We start from the raw sequence: 17544 nt of genomic DNA, 5'->3' as shown, positions 1-17544 counted from the left end.
TCGCCCGGACGAACGAGGAAGGCCCCCGGAAAGTGATCACTTCCGGGGGCCCACACCGTACGGATCAGACCTGGACGCGGTCCGCGACGACCTTGGCCAGCTTCGCCAGCGCCTCGCCCTTGGGGATGCCGTTCTCCTGCGAACCGTCGCGGTAGCGGAAGGAGACGGTGCCCGCGGCCATGTCCTCGTCACCGACGATGATCATGAACGGGACCTTGAGCTTCTGGTGGTTGCGGATCTTCTTCTGCATGCGGTCGGAGGAGGCGTCCACCTCGACCCGCAGGCCCTGCTTCTTCGCCTCGGCGGCGAACTCCTGGAGGTACTCGACGTGCCCGTCGCCGATCGGGATGCCGACCGCCTGGACCGGGGCCAGCCACGGCGGCATGGCACCCGCGTAGTGCTCCAGCAGTACGGCGAAGAACCGCTCGATCGAGCCGAACAGCGCGCGGTGGATCATGACCGGCCGCTGCCGCGAGCCGTCCGGCGCGGTGTACTCCAGGTTGAAGCGCTCCGGCAGGTTGAAGTCGAGCTGCACGGTCGACATCTGCCAGGTACGGCCGATGGCGTCCCGCGCCTGCACCGAGATCTTCGGGCCGTAGAAGGCCGCGCCGCCCGGGTCGGGGGTCAGCGGGAGGCCCTGCTTCTCGGCGACCTGCTGGAGGACGGCGGTGGCCTCCTCCCAGACCTCGTCCGAGCCGACGAACTTCTCCGGGTCCTTGGTGGACAGCTCCAGGTAGAAGTCGGTCAGACCGTAGTCGCGCAGCAGGTTCAGCACGAAGGTGAGCGTGCGGTCGAGCTCCTCCGCCATCTGCTCACGGGTGCAGTAGATGTGCGCGTCGTCCTGGGTGAAGCCCCGGGCGCGGGTCAGGCCGTGCACGACGCCGGACTTCTCGTACCGGTACACGGTGCCGAACTCGAAGAGGCGCAGCGGCAGTTCGCGGTAGGAGCGGCCGCGCGCGTCGAAGATCAGGTTGTGCATCGGGCAGTTCATGGGCTTGAGGTAGTAGTCGGTACCACCGTCGAGCTGCATGGGGGGGTACATGCCCTCCGCGTACCAGTCCAGGTGACCGCTCTTCTCGAAGAGGGCGCCCTTGGTGGCGTGCGGGGAGTATACGAACTCGTAGCCCTCCTCCTCGTGCCGGCGGCGCGAGTAGTCCTCCATGGTCCGGCGGATGATGCCGCCGCGCGGGTGGAAGACGGCGAGGCCGGAGCCGATCTCGTCCGGGACGGAGAAGAGGTCGAGCTCGTTGCCGAGCTTGCGGTGGTCGCGCTTCTCGGCCTCGGCGAGGAAGTCGAGGTGGGCCTTCAGCTCCTCCTTCGACGGCCAAGCGGTGCCGTAGATGCGCTGGAGCATCGGGTTCTTCTCGCTGCCGCGCCAGTAGGCGGCGGCGTTGCGCATCAGCTTGAACGCCGGGATGTTGCGGGTGCTGGGCAGGTGGGGGCCTCGGCAGAGGTCCTTCCAGCACAGGTCGCCGGTCTTGGCGTCCAGGTTGTCGTAGATGGTCAGCTCGCCGCCGCCCACCTCGACGTTCGCGCCGTCGTCGGTCGACGCGGAGCCCTTGATGCCGATGAGCTCCAGCTTGTACGGCTCGTCGGCGAGCTCCTCGCGGGCCGCCTCGTCGGAGACCACGCGGCGGGCGAACTTCTGCCCGCGCTTCTGGATCTCCTGCATCTTCTTCTCGATGACCTTGAGGTCCTCGGGGGTGAAGGGCTTCGCGACGTCGAAGTCGTAGTAGAAGCCGTCCCGGACCGGCGGGCCGATGCCCAGCTTGGCCTCGGGGAAGAGCTCCTGCACGGCCTGCGCCATGACGTGCGCGGTCGAGTGGCGCAGGATGTTCAGGCCGTCCTCGGAGGAGATCTCCACCGGCTCGACGGTCTCGCCGTCCTTCACCTCGTACGCGAGGTCCTTCAGCTCACCCGCGATGCGCGCGGCGACGACGGTGCGCTCGCCGGCGAAGAGCTCCGCAGCCGTAGTGCCCGTGGCCACCACGCGCTCGTCCCGCTCGGAATCGCGTTGGATGATCACACGGACGTCTGACACCGGTCTCTCCTGACTCAGGGGGTGCGCGGGCGAACGCCGCGCGCCTGAATCGTACCGAGCGGAGTGGCCGCGCCGCGAAACGGTTACCGCCCCGGCCGGCCGGACCGTCCGGGAGGCCCCGGGCGCGGGTAGCGTGGACGTTTCGACCCCTGCTTCCGGAGGCTCCCGTGCCGAGCGTTCTCGTCCGACCGCTGGACCTGGCCGACGATGCCGCCGCCGCGGCCGTGCACCGGATCGGCCGGGCCGCGTACGCGGTGGAGGCGGAGCTGATCGGCTTCGGGATACCGGCGCAGCGCGAGACCCTCGCGCAGATGCGGGAGCGGCCGCTGGCGTGGCTGGGGGCCGTGTCGGCCGGGGGCGAGATCGCCGGGTTCCTCGCCTGGGAGGCGGTGGCCGACGGCTCCGTGTCCGTCGACCGGCTCTGCGTGGACCCGGCCTGGTTCCGCCGGGGCGTCGGCTCGCTGCTGATGCGCCACCTGCTGTCCGAGACCTTCCCGGACCGCCGCGTGACGGTCACTACGGGGGCGGACAACTCCCCCGCGGTGACCCTCTACGAAGGCCTCGGATTCACCCGCGGCGCGGACCTCTTCCCCGTTCCGGGTCTGCGGATGGCCTCCTTCGCCATCCGGGGCTGACGCAGCCCCTAGTCGTCGGACGGCAGCACGTCCGCCGGATCGAACGCGTCGTCCAGCGACTTCATCAGCCGGTCCCGCTCGACCTCGTCCAGCGGCACCGGGGTCACGCCGGTGGCGTCGGTCAGGCGGCGGAACCCGCCCCGCCGCTGGAGCCGGCCGCTGACCCGGATCGGCAGCCCCACCAGGTGCGCGTGCCCGGCCACCCGGTACGCCTCCTCGTCGAGCACCGCCCGGACGTACGGGATCTCCGCGCCGGCCAGCACCCGCAGCCGGACCGTGCCCCCGCCGCCCGGCGCGGACCGCCGCATCCGGACCACCGCCCCCGCCACGCGCACCGCCACCGCCGGCTCGGCCCGCGTGTACCGGGCGGCGGCCTCCCGCAGCACCGGCAGGTCCCCGGGGGAGAACTCCACCGGCTCGGGGCGGGCCGCGCATCCCGCCGGAACCCCGGCCGCCGGTGCCCAGGCCAGGGCGACCCGGGCCCCCTCCGAGCCCCGGACCAGTGCGATCAGCGCGTCGGCCAGCTCCCGGCTGACCCCGGCCTCCACCGCCGCGTCGAAGGCCTCCATGCCGCCCGTGGCCCGCTGGTAGTCCACCGCCTCACGGGCGGCGTGCAGCGCGTGGTGCAGCCGGGTCACGGTCCCCCGCCCTCCGTCCACCGGCACGTACGCGCTCAGCCGCCGCCCGCCCGGAGCGGGTCCCACCAGGACCCCGTCCAGCGCGCGCTCGGCCTGCCCGCGGTGGCGCGCCCCGTAGTACCCGGCCCGGGCCCGGTCCGCGAGTGCCCCCGCCAGGAGCAGTTGCCGGGCGGCCGAGCGCAGCTGTTCCTGCACCGTCCAGTCGGCCTCGCCCCGGAGCCCGTACGCCCCTTCGGGGATCTGCCGCTCCCAGCGGACCTCGTCGCTCGGCACGCTCAGCCCGTACAGCACCTCCCGCGCGGACGGCAGCGCGCTGCGCGAGAGTGCGGTCAGGGCCTCCTCCAGCAGGTCGGCGCAGTCGGGGAAGGTGCGGCTCTCGGGGACGAGCAGGCTGGTGGCGCCGCTCCCGGCCGGATGGGTGGCGGGCGGGGTCCAGCGCCCGTACCGCCCGGCGGCCCCGCCGCGCCGCAGCCATCCGTGCCGGCGCAGCAGTGCGCCCAGCACCGCCGGGTCGACCTGCGCGGGATCGGGCGTCCCCGAGGTGAACTCCGGGGACGACAGCGGCTCCAGGTGCGGTGAGTGCCAGTTCATCAAGGTGTCCCTCCCGACCCGACCCGGGTCATGATCTCGCACAGCGCCCGGTCGTCGAAGATCCGCGCGGTGGGTATCCGAACGGTGGTCCGGCGCCGGCCGGTCACGGGGTGCCCGGCGAGATTGGTCCAGTAGCAGCAGTGCCGCAGGTCGAGCCGGTCGTGCCCGGCGCCGATCCACTGTTCGCGCTCCCGCGGTACGAGCATCACGACGAGGATCTTGTGGACTGCGACCGGCGTGCGGGCCAGCTTCACCAGGTGCTCGTTGTCGAGGGTGAAGCCGAAGGTGGCCCCGGCCGGTCTGGGCGGTACCTGGTAGGTCGCCTTCAGCTGCACCTTGATGGTCACCTCGTCGTCGACGAGGTGCTCGGGCGCACCGTGGCTGACGTGCCAGTCGATGCCGTTGTCCGGAAAGGGCTGGGACAGCGAGCAGCCGGCCGCGGCCGCGACGGCGTGCAGGTATCCCACCTGGAGGGTCTCCATGCAAGCGGTGGTGGCGAGTGTGCCGCGCAGCGGTCCGGTCCGCGCGGCGGTCCGCGGATCGATCTGCAACGCCGGCACCCCGCCCGGTTCGGGCTGCGCGAGCGCCATGGCCGGCTCCCCATGCCTTCCGGGCTCTGCCGTGGGTGGTGGGCGGGGTGATGACCGGTCATGTGTACGGCCCCCCAGGGAAGTTGTCTCCGCACCCGGGTGCCCGCAAACGGCGTACGGGGCAAACAGCCCGGGTATCACGGATTCGGGCAGGGCGGCACGTTCCGAGGCGGCGGCGCCCGGGTGCACCCATCTGCCGACCGGGGACGAGGAGTTCGCCATGACACGCTGGTACGAGGGCCCGCTGGCCGCATTCGACACGGAGACGACCGGGGTGGACGTGGAGGAGGACCGGATCGTGTCCGCCGCGCTCATCGTGCAGGAGTGCGCGGGCGGCCGGGTCCGCGCCACGCGCTGGCTGGTCAATCCCGGCATCCCGGTGCCCCCGGGGGCCACCGAGGTGCACGGCCTGACCGATGAGCACCTCCAGCGCAACGGGCGTTGGCCCGCGCCGGTGGTGGAGGAGATAGCCCGCGCGCTCGGCGAGCAGCAGGTCGCGGGCCGGCCGGTGGTGGTGATGAACGCGCCGTTCGACCTGACCCTGCTGGACCGGGAGTTGCGCCGCCACCGGGCGTCGTCGCTGGCCCGGTACCTGGACAACCGGCCGCTGACGGTGCTGGATCCGCGGGTGCTCGACAAGCACCTGGACCGGTACCGCAAGGGCCGCCGGACGCTGACGGACCTGTGCGCGCACTACGGGATAGAGCTGGAGGCCGCGCACGACGCCGCGGCGGACGCGCTGGCCTCGCTGGAGCTGGTACGGGCGGTGGGGCGGCGGTTCGCGGCGCGGCTGGAGCGGCTGACGCCCGGGGAGCTGCACACGTTGCAGGCGGTGTGGCACGCGGCCCAGGCGCGCGGGCTCCAGGCCTGGTTCGCGCGGCAGGGCACGCCGGAGCCGGTGGATCCGCACTGGCCGCTGCGGCCGGGGCTGACGGCGGCGGCGTGAAACGGCGCGAACTGCATGAGGGGCGTGAAATGCGGAAGGCCGGTCCGTCAGCAGACGGACCGGCCTGTCCCGGTGGGCGATACTGGGATCGAACCAGTGACCCCTTCGGTGTGAACGAAGTGCTCTCCCGCTGAGCTAATCGCCCGGGAACGGACTGAACAATACAGAAGGCTCGGTGCTCGTTCAAACCGCTTGCGGCCCGGCCCCCAGACGGGCCGCGAGTCCGCGCCGCCCGGCCCGCATCATCAGGGCGTGGTTGAGCCGGAACACCGGCCGCCCCGGCAGCGCGAGCCACCGCATCAGGGGCCTGCGCACCTCGACCTCCTGCTCGTAGAGCGCGCGCGTGCGCGGCCAGGCGGCGGCCCCCGCGCGCCCGGCGCGCGGCCGTACGGTCCAGCGCGCCCAGCCGTCGAGATCCCCGTGCAGGGCCACTTCCAGGACTCCCCGGGCGGGGTCGCGCAGCAGCTCGGTGGCCGTCACGTGCAGGGTGATGGGGAGGGCGGAGCGGATGAGCGCGCTGCCGCTGCCCGGATCCGCCGGGCCGTCGCGGCCGGCGGACGGGGGCAGCACCCCGCGGATCTGGGGCCACCAGCGGGGGTACTCCTCGGGGCGCTCCAGCACGGCGTAGACCCGGGCCGCCGGGGCGTCGAGGTCCCACACGCTGCGGAAGCGGTAGCGGGTCCAGCGGTCCCAGGGGGTCCGGTCCATGGCTCCAGTCTGCCGCGCGGGGCGGCCGCGCACCCCCGACTCCCCTTTTCCCGGCGGTACTCAGCGCGGGCTGAGTACGCGAGATGAGTACGCGCACCCATGTTCCGACGGCGTGATGGGCGCCACACTCCGAACCATGGAAACGCCCCTGCCGCCGGCCGAGGAGCTGGCGCTCATCGACCGCGAACTGGCTCAACTCGATGCCCGCCGGATCTATTTGCTCGGCCGTCGGCAGTGGCTGCTGAGCGGGCCCGCTCCGCTCTGGGCTCCCCCGGGCGCTCCCGGGCCGGCCAAGGAGGCCTCGGCGCCGAGTGCGCAGAACGTGCTGCTGGCCCTGGGCGCGGTGCTGCTGGCCGTCGCCGCGCTGGCGTTCACGCTGGTCAGCTGGGGCTCCATGGGCATCGCCGGGCGCTCGGCCGTGCTCGCTGCGGTGACGGGGGCGGCGCTGGGCGCGCCGGTGCTCCTGCTGCGCCGCACGCTGCGTTCGACCGCCGAGGCGGTGGCGGCCGTCGGGCTGCTGCTGACCGTGCTGGACGCGTACGCGCTGTACGCGGTCGGCATGCCCGGCGCCGACGGCACGGCGTACGCGGCGGGTGCGGCGGCCGTGCTCGCCGCGGCGTGGGCCGGGTACGGGCGGGCGCTGCCCGGGCTGCGGCTGCCGGTGCCCGCGGCGCTGCTGACGGCGCAGCTCCCGATCCCGCTGGCCGTACTGGCCGGGGCGGCGGGGCCGGTGTGGGTCGGCTGGGCGCTGCTGGCGACGGCCGCGCTGGATGCGGCTCTGGCCGCCGGAGGCCGGGCGTGGGCGCGCCTGGCGTGGGCGGCCGCGGCGGTGCTCGGCTCGGGTGCGGCCCTGGTCGGGCTCTCGGAGTCGGTGATCGCGACCTCCGCCGGGCACGCCCTGGCCCCTTCGGCACTGCTGGGCGCGGTGGCCGCGCTCGGGGTTGCGGTGGCGTGGCGGATCCCGGGGGCCTGGCCGGCCGCGACGGCGGGCGGTCTGGCGGCGGTGGCTGCGCTGGGCGGCCTGGCGCGGCCCGCGCTGGACACGGGCTGGACGGTGGTGGCGCACCTGCTGGTGGCGCTGGCGGTGCTGGGGGCCGTACGGGCGTCCGCGCTCCCGGAGGCGGTGCGGCGCGGCCTGGCCCGGGCGGGTGCGGGGGCGACCGTGCCGGTGGCGGTGTGGGCCCTGGCCTGGGTGGCGACGGTGCTGGTGGCCCGGCTGCGGGTGCTGGAGCAGGTGTGGGCGGCGACGACCCCGTTCGCGGCCCCGTACCGGCTCGGGGCGGCGGCGTCGGTGGCGCTGCTGCTGACGGCCGCGGCGGCCTGGTCGCTGGTCCGCGTGCTGCCGGGGCGCCCGGAGCCGGGTGCTGCGGCGGTGGCCCTGGGCTGGGCGGGGCTGTTCCCGGCCCCGCTGCTGCTCGGGGCCCCGGCGGGCGCGGCGTTCGCGGCGCAGCTCGCGGTGACGGTGGCGGCGGGGGCGCTCGCGCTGCGGTCCGGGGCGGCGGGCCGGGCCGCGGGGATCGTGGCGGGGGCGTGCGCCCTGCTGGGGGCCGTGAGCGTGTCCGTGGCGGCCCTGGACGGCCGTCTGGCCACCTTCGCGGTGCTCGGGTCCCTGGGGGCCGCCTCCGCCGCCGGAGCGGCGTACGGGCGCGGCGCGGCGTGGGCCAGGTCCGGCGCCGCGGCGCTCGCCGTCGCCTGCGCGGCGGGGCTCCTGGTGGCGCTGGGCGCGGTGCTCGGGTGGCCGGTGGCGTGGTGGGCCCCGCCGCTCCTCGCGGTTCCGGCCGCGGTGGCGGCGCTGGGGCCCCGGCTGGGTGCGGTACGGGTCCCTGCGGAGGCCTCGGCGGCCGCGGCCGGGGGCCTCGCCCTGGCCCTGGCGGCCACGGACGCCCCGGTGCTGGCGCTGGTCCTGGCACTGGCCGGGGTGGTCTGCGCGGGCGCGGCGGTGCGGCCGGAGCGCCGCTCGGCGGGCTGGGCGGCCGGGGTCCTGTTCCTCGCGGCGACCTGGGTGCGGCTGGCCGCGTCCGGGGTCGGGGTGCCGGAGGCGTACTCGCTGCCCGTCACCGCGGCGGCGCTGGCGGTGGGCTTCGTACGGCGCCGCAAGGATGCCGCGGCCTCGTCGTGGACGGCGTACGGCCCGGGTCTGGCGGCGACGGCGCTGCCGAGCCTGCTCGCGGTGTGGGGCGACCCGTACTGGCCGCGCCCGCTGCTGCTGGGGCTGGCCGCGCTGGCGGTGACCCTGGAGGGCGCCCGGCGCCGGCTGCAGGCCCCGCTGGTGCTGGGCGGCGCGACGCTGGCGGCCGTGGCCGTGCACGAGCTGACCCCGTACGTGGTCCAGGTGGTCGACGCCCTCCCCCGCTGGCTCCCGCCGGCGCTGGCGGGCCTGCTGCTGCTGGCGGTGGGGGCGACGTACGAGAAGCGGCTGCGCGACGCCCGCCGGATGCGGGAGGCGCTGGGGCGGCTCGGCTGAGGAACGGAAAAGGCCCGGAGACTCGATTTCGAGTCTCCGGGCCTTTGATCCGGGTGGGCGATACTGGGTTCGAACCAGTGACCCCTTCGGTGTGAACGAAGTGCTCTCCCGCTGAGCTAATCGCCCGGACGCACCGCAAACATTACCCCATGTCAGCGGTGCTCCTTGACCACCTGCCGGTCACTGGTCCTTGAGGTTCCAGGGCAGCACGAGCCCGTACTTCCACAGGTAGAAGCCGATCAGCGCGCCCGCGATGACGAGTCCGACGCTGGTCAGGATGATGTTGCGGCGACGGACCTTCGGGTCGAGCGCCTTCTGCGCCGCCTCGGTGACCTTGCGCTTGGTCCAGCGCAGCACGAGGTGCGCCCAGGCGAACTCGGTGGCCCAGATCGCCAGACCCGCGAAGATCGCGACCCAGCCCGGGCCCGGCAGGACCAGCATGGCCACGCCGGCGCCGATGACGACGAGGCCGACGATGAAGACGCCGACCTGCCAGCTCAGGTGCAGGGTGCGGCGGGCCTGGATGAAGGCGGGCGCCTTCGATACGTGCTGAGCCTCCGGCGCCGGCTGCTCGCCGGCGGTCTGCGCGGTGGACTCCTCGGTCGCGGACTCGTTGGTCTCGCGGTCACTCCCCGTGTTCATGAGCCCGAATCTACCCGAGCCGGAAGCACACGTGAATGGGCGTTTGGATCCGCCGTCCGAGGGACCCAGAGGTCCGCAAAACGGTCAGAGGGGTTTACAACGGCACCGTAGGTGGCATGTCGATTTCGCCGACGTGCGAATCCCCGAGCGCACACTGAGCGAAAGGCCCTGGCGCTTATGAACACCACGGTCAGCTGCGAGCTGCACCTGCGCCTCGTTGTGTCGAGCGAGTCCTCACTGCCTGTTCCCGCGGGCCTGCGGTATGACACGGCCGACCCCTACGCCGTGCACGCCACCTTCCACACCGGCGCCGAGGAGACGGTCGAGTGGGTATTCGCCCGCGACCTCCTCGCTGAGGGCCTCCACCGGCCCACCGGTACCGGCGACGTCCGCGTCTGGCCGTCCCGCAGCCACGGTCAGGGCGTCGTCTGCATCGCCCTGAGCTCACCGGAGGGAGAAGCACTGCTCGAAGCACCCGCCCGAGCACTCGAGTCGTTCCTCAAGCGGACGGACGCCGCGGTCCCACCCGGGACCGAACACCGGCACTTCGACCTCGACAAGGAGCTCTCACACATCCTGGCCGAAAGCTGAGCCAGGCCCACAGCCGCTCGACACCGTCCGACTCGGGGCGACGGTGCGGGACGGACAACCACATACGAGTGCCGGCGCTGTTCCCGCGGAAGCCACCCGCGGGGACGGCGCCGGTGCGCTTTGCCGCGGGCCCCCCGGGGAGGGACCCGCTAGAGTCGGCCCCCAGCGGCGGCAGCAGGCAGTCGCCGCAGGCCCGGCCTCTGAGGGAGACCCCGTGCAGATCCCCCACGACACCCGTCGCGCGCTCGACGTCGTCGTCGCGCTGGTGAACACCGCGGCCGAGACGGACCAGCCCGACCAGCTGGCGGACGTGAGCGCGCTGCGCGGCTTCGTCCAGGAGTTCTCGATCAGCGACGTCGGCGACCTCGGCGCCCGCGATCTCGCCGGCGTGCGGACGGTGCGCGGGAAGTTCGCCCAGGTGTTCGCCTCGCCCAATCCGCGTGCGGCGGCCGTACTGATCAACGAGCTGGTCGCCACGGCCGGCACCACGCCGCAGCTGACCGACCACGACGGCTACGACTGGCACGTGCACTACTTCGCGCCCGGCGCCTCGGTGGGCGACCACCTGGCGGCCGACGGCGGCATGGCGCTGGCCTTCATCGTGGTCTCCGGGGAGCAGGAGCGGCTGCGCCGCTGCGAGGCCCCCGACTGCCGGCGCGCCTTCGTCGACCTGTCCCGCAACCGCTCGCGGCGCTACTGCGACAGCCGCACCTGCGGGAACCGGCTGCACGTGGCGGCGTACCGGGCCCGTCGCAAGGAGGCCGAGTCAGAGCACGAAGAGGTCGTGCACGGCGGCCAGCAGCAACAGGGTGCCGATCACCCCTAGGAAGATCATCAGGGGCGGCTGGGAAAGCGCGAAGAGGCAGCCTCGCGGCTCCTGCGCGACGGGGACGGGGGCCGGCACGGGAACGGTCGGCTCACCCTGCGATGTCTCGAGCATGTCGGGGCGATGATGGCGCAGCGCACCCCGGTTCGCCCTTCAACACGCCAAGATCCGAGCGGTACTTCGTCAGTTTCCGTGAGATTCGGATGCCGTGCTTCTCTTCAGATGCCGTGCTTCTTCAGAATCGCCTCGATGTCGGAGAAGTCCTCCGCCGGCGCCGCCGGGGCGTTCTGCCGGGCGGCGGGCTGCGGGCGGGAGCCGGCGCCCAGCGAGGGGGCCGAGGCGGTCGGGGCCACGGCCTCGCGGCCTGCGCCGCCCTTGGCGGCCCGCACCGGCTTGTCCGCCCCGTCGCCCTTCTCGGACCTGCCCAGGCCCCGGCGTTCGACGGCGCGGGTGGTCATGAAGAGCAGCCAGGCCAGCGCGAGCACCCCGAAGCCGACCCAGACGGTCGGCTTGAAGACGATCCCGGACAGCCACTTCACGACCCCGGTCATCACCAGGCCGACGGGGACCAGCGCGTACGCCGTGATCCGGGTGGCGGCGAGGAAGCGCTTGCGGTAGGCGGTCAGCGCGGCGATGCCCAGGCCCGCCGCGGACACCGCGGAGCAGATGGTCTCGGCAAGCATGCGGTCCTCCGGCTGTTCGGGGTCGGGCGGTCTGTCCCTTCCATCCTGCACCGGACGGCGCCGTACCGGCCACGCCCCGGGCGGCCCCGGCGCCGATCTCCGGGAGATCTCGGGGTCCGCCCTCATCCCCAGGTCCCGGTCGGTGCGGGGGCGCGGGGGCTGGGAGACTGTCCGTATGACCGATTCCGTGATCCTCGACGTCTGGTGCGAACTCCAGTGCCCGGACTGCCACAGCGCCCTGGACGACGTACGGGCCCTGCGCGCCCGCTACGGCGACCGGCTGGACATCCGGCTGCGCCACTTCCCGCTGGAGAAGCACAAGCACGCCTTCGCCGCGGCGCAGGCCGCCGAGGAGGCCCTGGAGCAGGGACAGGCGTGGCCGTACGTGGAGGCCGTGCTCGCCCGTACCGCGGAGCTCGGTGAGCGCGGCGAGCCGGTCCTGCTGGACGTGGCACGCGAACTGGGCCTGGACGCGGAGGAGTTCGACACCGCGCTGATCGACGGCCGGCACATCCTGATCGTGGACGCCGACCAGGCCGAGGGCAAGGCGATCGGCGTCACCGGCACCCCGACCTACGTGATCGACGGCGAGCGGCTGGACGGCGGCAAGAGCCAGGAGGGCCTGCGCGCCCGGATCGAGGAGATCGCGGACCGGCTGCTGGCCGGCGGCGAGGCCTAGGTCAGATCAGGTCCTTGGCCTGGTTGGAGTTGGTCGGCCGGTAGCCGAGGGATTCGTAGAGCCGCAGCGCCGGGGTGTTGTCGGCGAAGACGTGGAGCCCGAGGGTCCGATGGCCCTCGGCCAGGGCGGTGCGCTCCGCGAGGAGCATCAGGTCGCGCCCGTACCCGCGGCCGCGGTGCCCCTCGGCGACGAGGACGTCGAGGACGTACGAGCCCTCGTCGAGCGGCGCCAGCCACAGGTGGCCGACGCTCTCGCCGGCCGCCTCCAGCACGGCGAAGGTGACCCCGGGACTGTTCAGCCCCTGCGGCAGCCGGGTGGCGTGATCGGCAGCGGACTTCGCCCGTGCGGCCTCCGGGGACATGCCGCGGGCGGTCCAGACACCGGCGTACGCCTCGCGCGCCCGGGCGACCCAGACCTCGTACTCGGCGGGGGTCATAGGGCGGCCGGTGACCCCGGCGGAGAGCGCGGGCGGCTCGGCCGGGAGCTCCTTGGCCATGTTGCGGCTGTACTCCTCGTACCCGAGGGCCGCGGCCAGGCGCAGGCCGCCGGGCGAGTCGGCCGGTACCGAGACGCGGATCCGGCGGCAGCCCCAGCCGCGCAGCACCTCCTCGGCGGCGAGCGCGGCGACCGTGGCGCGCCCGCGCCCGCGGTCGGGCTCCTCGACGGACAGGTCGCGGATCTCGCCGACCGTGGGCCCGAAGGGGGTGTCGGAGGCCAGCAGCAGGGCTCCGACGCGCCTGCTGTTGACGCGGATCTCGTACGGGCGCGAGCGTGCCCCGTCGGCGTTCTGCTGGAGCGGCCCGGCCGGCCGCAGGGTGGTGGTCATCAGTCGAGTTCTACCCGCCCCGCGGCCGTTTTGACAGGGTGTGTCAGGCCTGGGGGTCGCGGTCGGCGGCGGAGCGGGCCTCGAAGACCCTCATCGCCTCGGCCGTGACCGGTCCGGGGGCGGCGGCGAGCTCGCGGCCGTCGATCCGGTGGACGGCCTGCACATCGCGCAGTGAGGAGGTCAGGAAGACCTCCTCGGCCTGTTCCAGCACCTCGAAGGGCAGGTCGGTCTCCTTGGCCCCGGTCCACTCCGCGACGAGGGTGCGGGTGATGCCGTCGAGGCAGCCGGAGGCGACGGGCGGGGTGTGCAGCTCCCCGTCGAGGACGACGAACACGTTGGAGCCGGTGCCCTCGCAGAGCCGTCCGACGGTGTTGGCGAACAGCGCCTCGGAGGCACCCGCGCGGTGGGCGGCGGCGAGGGCTACGACGTTCTCGGCGTACGAGGTGGTCTTCAGGCCCGTCACGCCGGAGCGCTCGTTGCGCACCCAGGGGACGGTGACGACGGCGGTGGTGTCCGGGCGGCGGACGGCGCCGGCGAGGGCGACGATCAGCGTCGGGCCGGCGTCGCCGCGGTCGGAGCCGAGCGGGGAGACTCCGCCGGTGTAGGTCACCCGGAGCCGGCCGAGCGGTATCGGGTTGGCCTCCAGGACGGCCGCGCAGGCGCGCCGCACCTCGTCCAGGTCGGGATCCGGCAGGCCGAGCCCGCGGGCCGAGCGCGTCAGCCGCTCCAAGTGGCGGGTGAGTGCGAAGGTCGTGCCGCCTTCGGCCTTGAGCGTCTCGAAGACCCCGTCGCCCACGGTCAGCCCGTGGTCGAACACGGACACCTTCGCGTCGTCGGCGTCCCGCAGCGCTCCGTCGAGCCAGATCCTCACCGTACGGTCCTCCCGTTCACCTCATGGGCCTCTGCCGCGCCAGACGCTACCCGCAGCAGCCGGGCGGCCTTCAACTCGGTCTCCGCCCACTCGCGGTCCGGGTCGGAGCCCCAGGTGATCCCGGCGCCGGTGCCGAAGAGCAGCCGGGGGCCGCCGGGGGCCGTCCGGTCGATCCAGAAGGTGCGGATGCCGACGGCGAGCTCGGCGGTGCCCCGGTCGGCGTCCACCCAGCCGATGCCGCCGCAGTACGGGCCGCGCGGGACCGTCTCCAGGGCCTCGATGATCCGCAGCGCGGAGCTCTTGGGGGCACCGGTGACGGAGCCGGGCGGGAAGGTCGCGGAGAAGAGCTCGGGCCAGCCGACGCCGTCGGCGAGTTCCCCGCTGACGGTGGAGACGAGGTGGACCAGACCCGGGTGCTCCTCGACGGCGCACAGTTCGGGGACGGTGACGGAGCCGGTGGCGCAGACCCGGCCGAGGTCGTTGCGCACCAGGTCCACGATCATGACGTTCTCGGCGTGGTCCTTGGGCAGGAGGTCGGCCACGGTGCGGCCGGTGCCCTTGATGGGGCCGGACTCGACGCGGCTGCCGGAGCGGCGCAGGTACAGCTCCGGGGAGGCGGAGGCGACCTCGACGCCGTGGGCCGGAAGCCGAATCGTTCCTGCATACGGGGCCGGGTTGCCCCGCGCCAGCAGCGCGCTGAGGGCGTCGACATCGGCTCCGGCGGGATCCGGCAGCGGCGCGGACATCACGCGGCAGAGGTTGGCCTGGTAGACCTCGCCGGCCGCGATGTGCTCGCGGATGCGCCGTACGCCGGCGACGTACGCGGCCCGGTCGAGGGAGGAGGTCCACTGGTCGGCGTCGGGGCCGCGCCAGGCACCGGGGACGGGGGCGGGCACCGGGTCGGGGCGTATGTCCCCGAAGCGCGCGCAGACCATCCGGCCTTCGAAGTCGGCGGTCACCGCCCAGAAGCCGGAGGAGTCCAGCGCCGCCGGGTCGCTTGTGACGTCTCGGAGGTCGGTCGCGAGAAGGCCGCCGAAGCGGGCCAGAGGAAGCAGGTCGTGCACGGCTGCGAGTCTATGACCGGTGACGCGACGGCGCCGGTGAGGTGACGGTCGGGTGACCGGTGGTGATCGAGCGGCAGCACGCTGCGGAAACGCGTTTTTGAGCTGGCCCGGGAATCCGCTAGAGTTCAACACGTCGCCAGGGAGCGAAGGGGAAAAACCCCGGAGCGAACACGGTGACCTGCGGACGTAGCTCAGTTGGTAGAGCACCACCTTGCCAAGGTGGATGTCGCGAGTTCGAGTCTCGTCGTCCGCTCTGAGGTGGGGGATCTTCCCGAGAAACCCTGCTCTTGCTCCATGGTGGAGTGGCCGAGAGGCGAGGCAACGGCCTGCAAAGCCGTCTACACGGGTTCAAATCCCGTCTCCACCTCCAAGGACGATTAGCTCAGCGGGAGAGCGCTTCCCTGACACGGAAGAGGTCACTGGTTCAATCCCAGTATCGTCCACTGATCCGCAAGGATCCCCGCGCGATTAGCTCAGCGGGAGAGCGCTTCCCTGACACGGAAGAGGTCACTGGTTCAATCCCAGTATCGCGCACGCAGCACCTGGCATTACCTGCTTCACCTGCGGTTTCGCACCGTGGTCCCGCGCGATTAGCTCAGCGGGAGAGCGCTTCCCTGACACGGAAGAGGTCACTGGTTCAATCCCAGTATCGCGCACAGTCCGACAAGCCCCGGCCGTCTCGACGGCCGGGGCTTTCGCGTTCCTCCCGGCGTCAGGAGGAGAAGAGCATCCGCCCGAAGCCGCCCTTGTGGTGACCGTGGCCGTGGTGGCCGTGGCCGCCGTGGTGCGGGGCGCCCCAGGCCGGGGCGGGGGCCGCGTGCTGGACCGGGTACGGGGCCGGCGGCGCGGCGGGCGGCGGGACCTGGCCGTACTGGGCGGTGTACTGGGACTCGAGGCGGGTCAGCGCTTCGAGCTCGCCGTAGTCGAGGAAGATGCCGCGGCAGCCGCTGCACTGCTCGATCTGGACACCGTTGCGGTTGTAGGTGTGCATCATCGCGTGACACTTCGGACACTGCATGACCGGGTCAACTCCTCGCCGTTTACCTCGACACCGGACCCGTGCCCGGTGGCGTGAGGCTCACCCTACGACGGAGGCTCGGGCTCCAAGTCGGGCGGGAGGGCAGCTATTCGGACACAGGAATCCGCCATCAGCCGCTCCACGTCGTCGAGTCGGCGTCCCTCCTGTGCGGATTTGGCCAGGGCCAGGGCCGCGGTCTGTACGGTGAGCGCGCGGGCGGCGAGGTCGAGTTCCGGCCAGGGGTCCGAGCCGGGCGGACCCGCCGCCGGGCCGCCGGCGGCGCGGTAGGCGTCGAGGAAGCGCAGCCAGGTCCCGGGATCGAGCACCCCGGCGGCGTACCAGGCCGCGGGCCGGGCGAGGTCCCAGGCGGGGGTGCCGAGGCCGAGGTCGTCGATGTCGATGAGCCGCCAGGGCCCGTCCGGGGCGGGGGCCCTGACCAGCTGCCCGAGGTGCAGGTCCCCGTGGCAGAGCGCGCCGCCGGCCGGGGCCGGAGCCGCACCCCGGGCCCACGCGGGCAGGGTCCGGGCGGCGGCCCGTACGGCGTCGGCGGGGCCGGCCGGTGCGGGGGCCGCGGTCGCCGCGGCCAGGCGGTGCAGGGCGCGGGCCACCTTGGCCGGGCCGCGCATGGGCGGGACGGGTCCCGGCAGGTGGTGCGGCGGGACCCGGTGGAGGGCCGCCAGCAGTTCCGCGGCCGCCTCCCAGGGGGCGTCCTCGGGGCGCTCCGGGTCGACCGGAGCACCGTAGGGCCACAGGGAGACGGGCCGCCCCCGCAGCCGCCCGGCCTCGGCCCGCAGCGGAGCCAGCAGCACCCCCGCCAGCGCCGGGTGCGCGGCGATCCGCATGCGCACGGCCAGGCCGTCGGGGTCGCTGTCCCCCGCGTGCGCCTTGGCCACGACCTCCCCGCAGCGCACGACGGTCCCGTCGTCCCGCTCGGCGAGGAGGGAGTACGGCGCCGCGCCGCGCCCGGCACCCGCGTACGCGGCGAGCGCGGCGGGCAGCGACGGCCCCCCGGGCCCTCCCCCGGCGCTCAACCCCGCCCCGTTTCGCCGTCCGGCTCTTCGAACGGCTCGTCGCTCCACCGGAACCACGCCGCCCCGCCCTCGGACCCGGTGCCGTTCTGGATCGCCATGTTCCGCGCCCCCGTTCCTTCGGTCGGGAGCAGGGTACGCGGGGGCCCGGCGGGGCGGAGGGGGAGGTCGAAAAGGGTGCTGCCCGTCCGGCTCCCCAGCCGTACGGGCAACACCCTTCACTGCCGTCCGTCGTCGCGCCCCCGTCCCCACGGGGTGCGACGAGATGATGTCCTGGTCCGGGCCGCTCTCCCGGACCCGGGGCGCCGCTCAGCGCCCCAGCATCACGCCTACGGACGACGCCTGCGCCGCCACCTGATCGAAGCCTCCGAAGACGAAGAGCAGGAGGGCGGCCAGGGGGAGCACCATGGCCGCGGCCACCAGTGGATGGCGTCGGCCGGACTCATGGCTGTTGAACGCGAAAGCCTTGCGTCCCTGCCGTGCGATGTCCGCCATGGTCCTCTCCCTGTCGTTTGGCAGCGGCGGGTTTGTGACCTCGGGGGACGAGTGCTCCACCCGCCGCTTGTCTTCAACACTAGGCGCGGGGAAGGGCCCGGTCCTCATGCCCTCGTACCCATTGGCGGGCCTCCAGGAGGATGAGGAGGCTGCCCGCGCCTACTCCCCTGGGTGGAGACGGCTCCCCCGTTCTGGGGGTCTTCCCGGA

The 17544-nt window shown here is 73.7% G+C and carries 18 protein-coding genes and 7 tRNA genes; 11 read left to right on the top strand and 14 right to left on the bottom strand.

Features of this window, described 5'->3' with window-relative positions:
* Nucleotides 1–64 precede the first annotated feature (64 nt).
* Nucleotides 65–2041 carry a threonine--tRNA ligase gene (gene thrS, locus AB0M99_RS09195; protein ID WP_365918209.1) on the bottom strand — a complete coding sequence of 659 codons (1977 nt, stop codon included), beginning with the start codon at nucleotides 2039–2041 and terminating at the stop codon, nucleotides 65–67.
* A gap of 167 nt (nucleotides 2042–2208) precedes the next feature.
* Between thrS and AB0M99_RS09190 the strand changes: the two genes are divergently transcribed.
* Nucleotides 2209–2676 (top strand): GNAT family N-acetyltransferase, encoded by a 468-nt coding sequence (locus AB0M99_RS09190; protein WP_365918207.1) that lies wholly within the window; start codon nucleotides 2209–2211, stop codon nucleotides 2674–2676.
* Nucleotides 2677–2684: 8 nt separating this feature from the next.
* On the opposite strand, the gene AB0M99_RS09185 is transcribed toward AB0M99_RS09190, so the two are convergent.
* On the bottom strand, nucleotides 2685–3905 hold the full coding sequence (locus AB0M99_RS09185) for a hypothetical protein (protein ID WP_365918205.1): 1221 nt from the start codon (nucleotides 3903–3905) through the stop codon (nucleotides 2685–2687).
* The gene (locus AB0M99_RS09180; protein WP_365918203.1) at nucleotides 3905–4495 is read right to left on the bottom strand and encodes a DUF4365 domain-containing protein; all 591 of its coding nucleotides are present in this window, start codon (nucleotides 4493–4495) and stop codon (nucleotides 3905–3907) included. Before AB0M99_RS09180 ends, AB0M99_RS09185 begins: the two co-directional genes overlap by 1 nt.
* A gap of 220 nt (nucleotides 4496–4715) precedes the next feature.
* Here AB0M99_RS09180 and AB0M99_RS09175 point away from each other — a divergent pair, with 220 nt between their 5' ends.
* Nucleotides 4716–5441: a 3'-5' exonuclease gene (locus AB0M99_RS09175; RefSeq protein ID WP_365918201.1), complete on the top strand. Its 726-nt coding sequence runs from the start codon at nucleotides 4716–4718 to the stop codon at nucleotides 5439–5441.
* 73 nt (nucleotides 5442–5514) lie between these two features.
* Here the strand turns inward: AB0M99_RS09175 and AB0M99_RS09170 are convergent.
* Nucleotides 5515–5586: transfer RNA gene (locus AB0M99_RS09170), tRNA-Val, on the bottom strand.
* Nucleotides 5587–5624: 38 nt separating this feature from the next.
* Nucleotides 5625–6149 (bottom strand): SRPBCC family protein, encoded by a 525-nt coding sequence (locus tag AB0M99_RS09165; RefSeq protein WP_365918199.1) that lies wholly within the window; start codon nucleotides 6147–6149, stop codon nucleotides 5625–5627.
* A 136-nt stretch (nucleotides 6150–6285) separates the two neighbouring features.
* Here AB0M99_RS09165 and AB0M99_RS09160 point away from each other — a divergent pair, with 136 nt between their 5' ends.
* Nucleotides 6286–8613: a hypothetical protein gene (locus AB0M99_RS09160; protein WP_365918197.1), complete on the top strand. Its 2328-nt coding sequence runs from the start codon at nucleotides 6286–6288 to the stop codon at nucleotides 8611–8613.
* 54 nt (nucleotides 8614–8667) lie between these two features.
* Here AB0M99_RS09160 and AB0M99_RS09155 read toward each other — a convergent pair.
* Both AB0M99_RS09155 and AB0M99_RS09150 read right to left on the bottom strand, forming a co-directional pair.
* Nucleotides 8668–8739 (bottom strand) — tRNA-Val (locus tag AB0M99_RS09155).
* 54 nt (nucleotides 8740–8793) lie between these two features.
* Nucleotides 8794–9255, bottom strand: coding sequence for a TIGR02611 family protein (locus AB0M99_RS09150; protein ID WP_365918195.1), 462 nt, complete (start codon nucleotides 9253–9255; stop codon nucleotides 8794–8796).
* A 177-nt stretch (nucleotides 9256–9432) separates the two neighbouring features.
* Here AB0M99_RS09150 and AB0M99_RS09145 point away from each other — a divergent pair, with 177 nt between their 5' ends.
* The gene (locus tag AB0M99_RS09145) at nucleotides 9433–9846 is read left to right on the top strand and encodes an SsgA family sporulation/cell division regulator (RefSeq protein WP_030011909.1); all 414 of its coding nucleotides are present in this window, start codon (nucleotides 9433–9435) and stop codon (nucleotides 9844–9846) included.
* 214 nt (nucleotides 9847–10060) lie between these two features.
* Nucleotides 10061–10672: a CGNR zinc finger domain-containing protein gene (locus AB0M99_RS09140; protein WP_365918193.1), complete on the top strand. Its 612-nt coding sequence runs from the start codon at nucleotides 10061–10063 to the stop codon at nucleotides 10670–10672.
* Nucleotides 10673–10890: 218 nt separating this feature from the next.
* Here AB0M99_RS09140 and AB0M99_RS09135 read toward each other — a convergent pair whose 3' ends face one another.
* Complete coding sequence (locus tag AB0M99_RS09135) at nucleotides 10891–11355, bottom strand: hypothetical protein (protein WP_365918191.1); 465 nt, start codon at nucleotides 11353–11355, stop codon at nucleotides 10891–10893.
* A gap of 175 nt (nucleotides 11356–11530) precedes the next feature.
* Between AB0M99_RS09135 and AB0M99_RS09130 the strand changes: the two genes are divergently transcribed.
* Complete coding sequence (locus AB0M99_RS09130; RefSeq protein WP_365918189.1) at nucleotides 11531–12034, top strand: DsbA family protein; 504 nt, start codon at nucleotides 11531–11533, stop codon at nucleotides 12032–12034.
* A gap of 1 nt (nucleotide 12035) precedes the next feature.
* On the opposite strand, the gene AB0M99_RS09125 is transcribed toward AB0M99_RS09130, so the two are convergent.
* The 3 genes from AB0M99_RS09125 to AB0M99_RS09115 are packed head-to-tail and all read right to left on the bottom strand — an operon-like array spanning nucleotide 12036 to nucleotide 14795.
* Nucleotides 12036–12860: a GNAT family N-acetyltransferase gene (locus AB0M99_RS09125; protein WP_365918187.1), complete on the bottom strand. Its 825-nt coding sequence runs from the start codon at nucleotides 12858–12860 to the stop codon at nucleotides 12036–12038.
* Nucleotides 12861–12903: 43 nt separating this feature from the next.
* On the bottom strand, nucleotides 12904–13731 hold the full coding sequence (locus AB0M99_RS09120) for an aminodeoxychorismate lyase (RefSeq protein WP_365918185.1): 828 nt from the start codon (nucleotides 13729–13731) through the stop codon (nucleotides 12904–12906).
* Nucleotides 13728–14795 (bottom strand): chorismate-binding protein, encoded by a 1068-nt coding sequence (locus tag AB0M99_RS09115; protein WP_365918183.1) that lies wholly within the window; start codon nucleotides 14793–14795, stop codon nucleotides 13728–13730. The genes AB0M99_RS09120 and AB0M99_RS09115 overlap by 4 nt, the downstream gene beginning before the upstream one ends.
* A 180-nt stretch (nucleotides 14796–14975) precedes the next feature.
* On the opposite strand from AB0M99_RS09115, the gene AB0M99_RS09110 reads away from it, so the two are divergent.
* The 5 genes from AB0M99_RS09110 to AB0M99_RS09090 all read left to right on the top strand — a co-directional run bounded on the left by AB0M99_RS09110 (nucleotide 14976) and on the right by AB0M99_RS09090 (nucleotide 15451).
* Nucleotides 14976–15048, top strand: a tRNA-Gly gene (locus AB0M99_RS09110).
* Nucleotides 15049–15091: 43 nt separating this feature from the next.
* A tRNA-Cys gene (locus AB0M99_RS09105) sits at nucleotides 15092–15165 on the top strand.
* A 1-nt stretch (nucleotide 15166) separates the two neighbouring features.
* Nucleotides 15167–15238 (top strand) — tRNA-Val (locus AB0M99_RS09100).
* Nucleotides 15239–15257: 19 nt separating this feature from the next.
* Nucleotides 15258–15329 (top strand) — tRNA-Val (locus tag AB0M99_RS09095).
* Nucleotides 15330–15379: 50 nt separating this feature from the next.
* Nucleotides 15380–15451 (top strand) — tRNA-Val (locus AB0M99_RS09090).
* A gap of 56 nt (nucleotides 15452–15507) precedes the next feature.
* Here AB0M99_RS09090 and AB0M99_RS09085 read toward each other — a convergent pair.
* The 3 genes from AB0M99_RS09085 to AB0M99_RS09075 form a co-directional block, all read right to left on the bottom strand.
* Nucleotides 15508–15813: a zf-TFIIB domain-containing protein gene (locus tag AB0M99_RS09085; protein WP_365918181.1), complete on the bottom strand. Its 306-nt coding sequence runs from the start codon at nucleotides 15811–15813 to the stop codon at nucleotides 15508–15510.
* A gap of 65 nt (nucleotides 15814–15878) precedes the next feature.
* Nucleotides 15879–16811 (bottom strand): phosphotransferase, encoded by a 933-nt coding sequence (locus tag AB0M99_RS09080; RefSeq protein WP_365918496.1) that lies wholly within the window; start codon nucleotides 16809–16811, stop codon nucleotides 15879–15881.
* Between the two features lie 339 nt (nucleotides 16812–17150).
* The gene (locus tag AB0M99_RS09075; RefSeq protein WP_365918179.1) at nucleotides 17151–17336 is read right to left on the bottom strand and encodes a hypothetical protein; all 186 of its coding nucleotides are present in this window, start codon (nucleotides 17334–17336) and stop codon (nucleotides 17151–17153) included.
* Nucleotides 17337–17544 lie beyond the last annotated feature (208 nt).

Source organism: Streptomyces sp. NPDC051183, assembly GCF_040682455.1.
Taxonomy (GTDB): Bacteria; Actinomycetota; Actinomycetes; order Streptomycetales; family Streptomycetaceae; genus Streptomyces.
The sequence above is the reverse complement of the archived record's forward strand: the minus strand, read 5'-3'. Positions and strand labels throughout refer to the sequence as shown.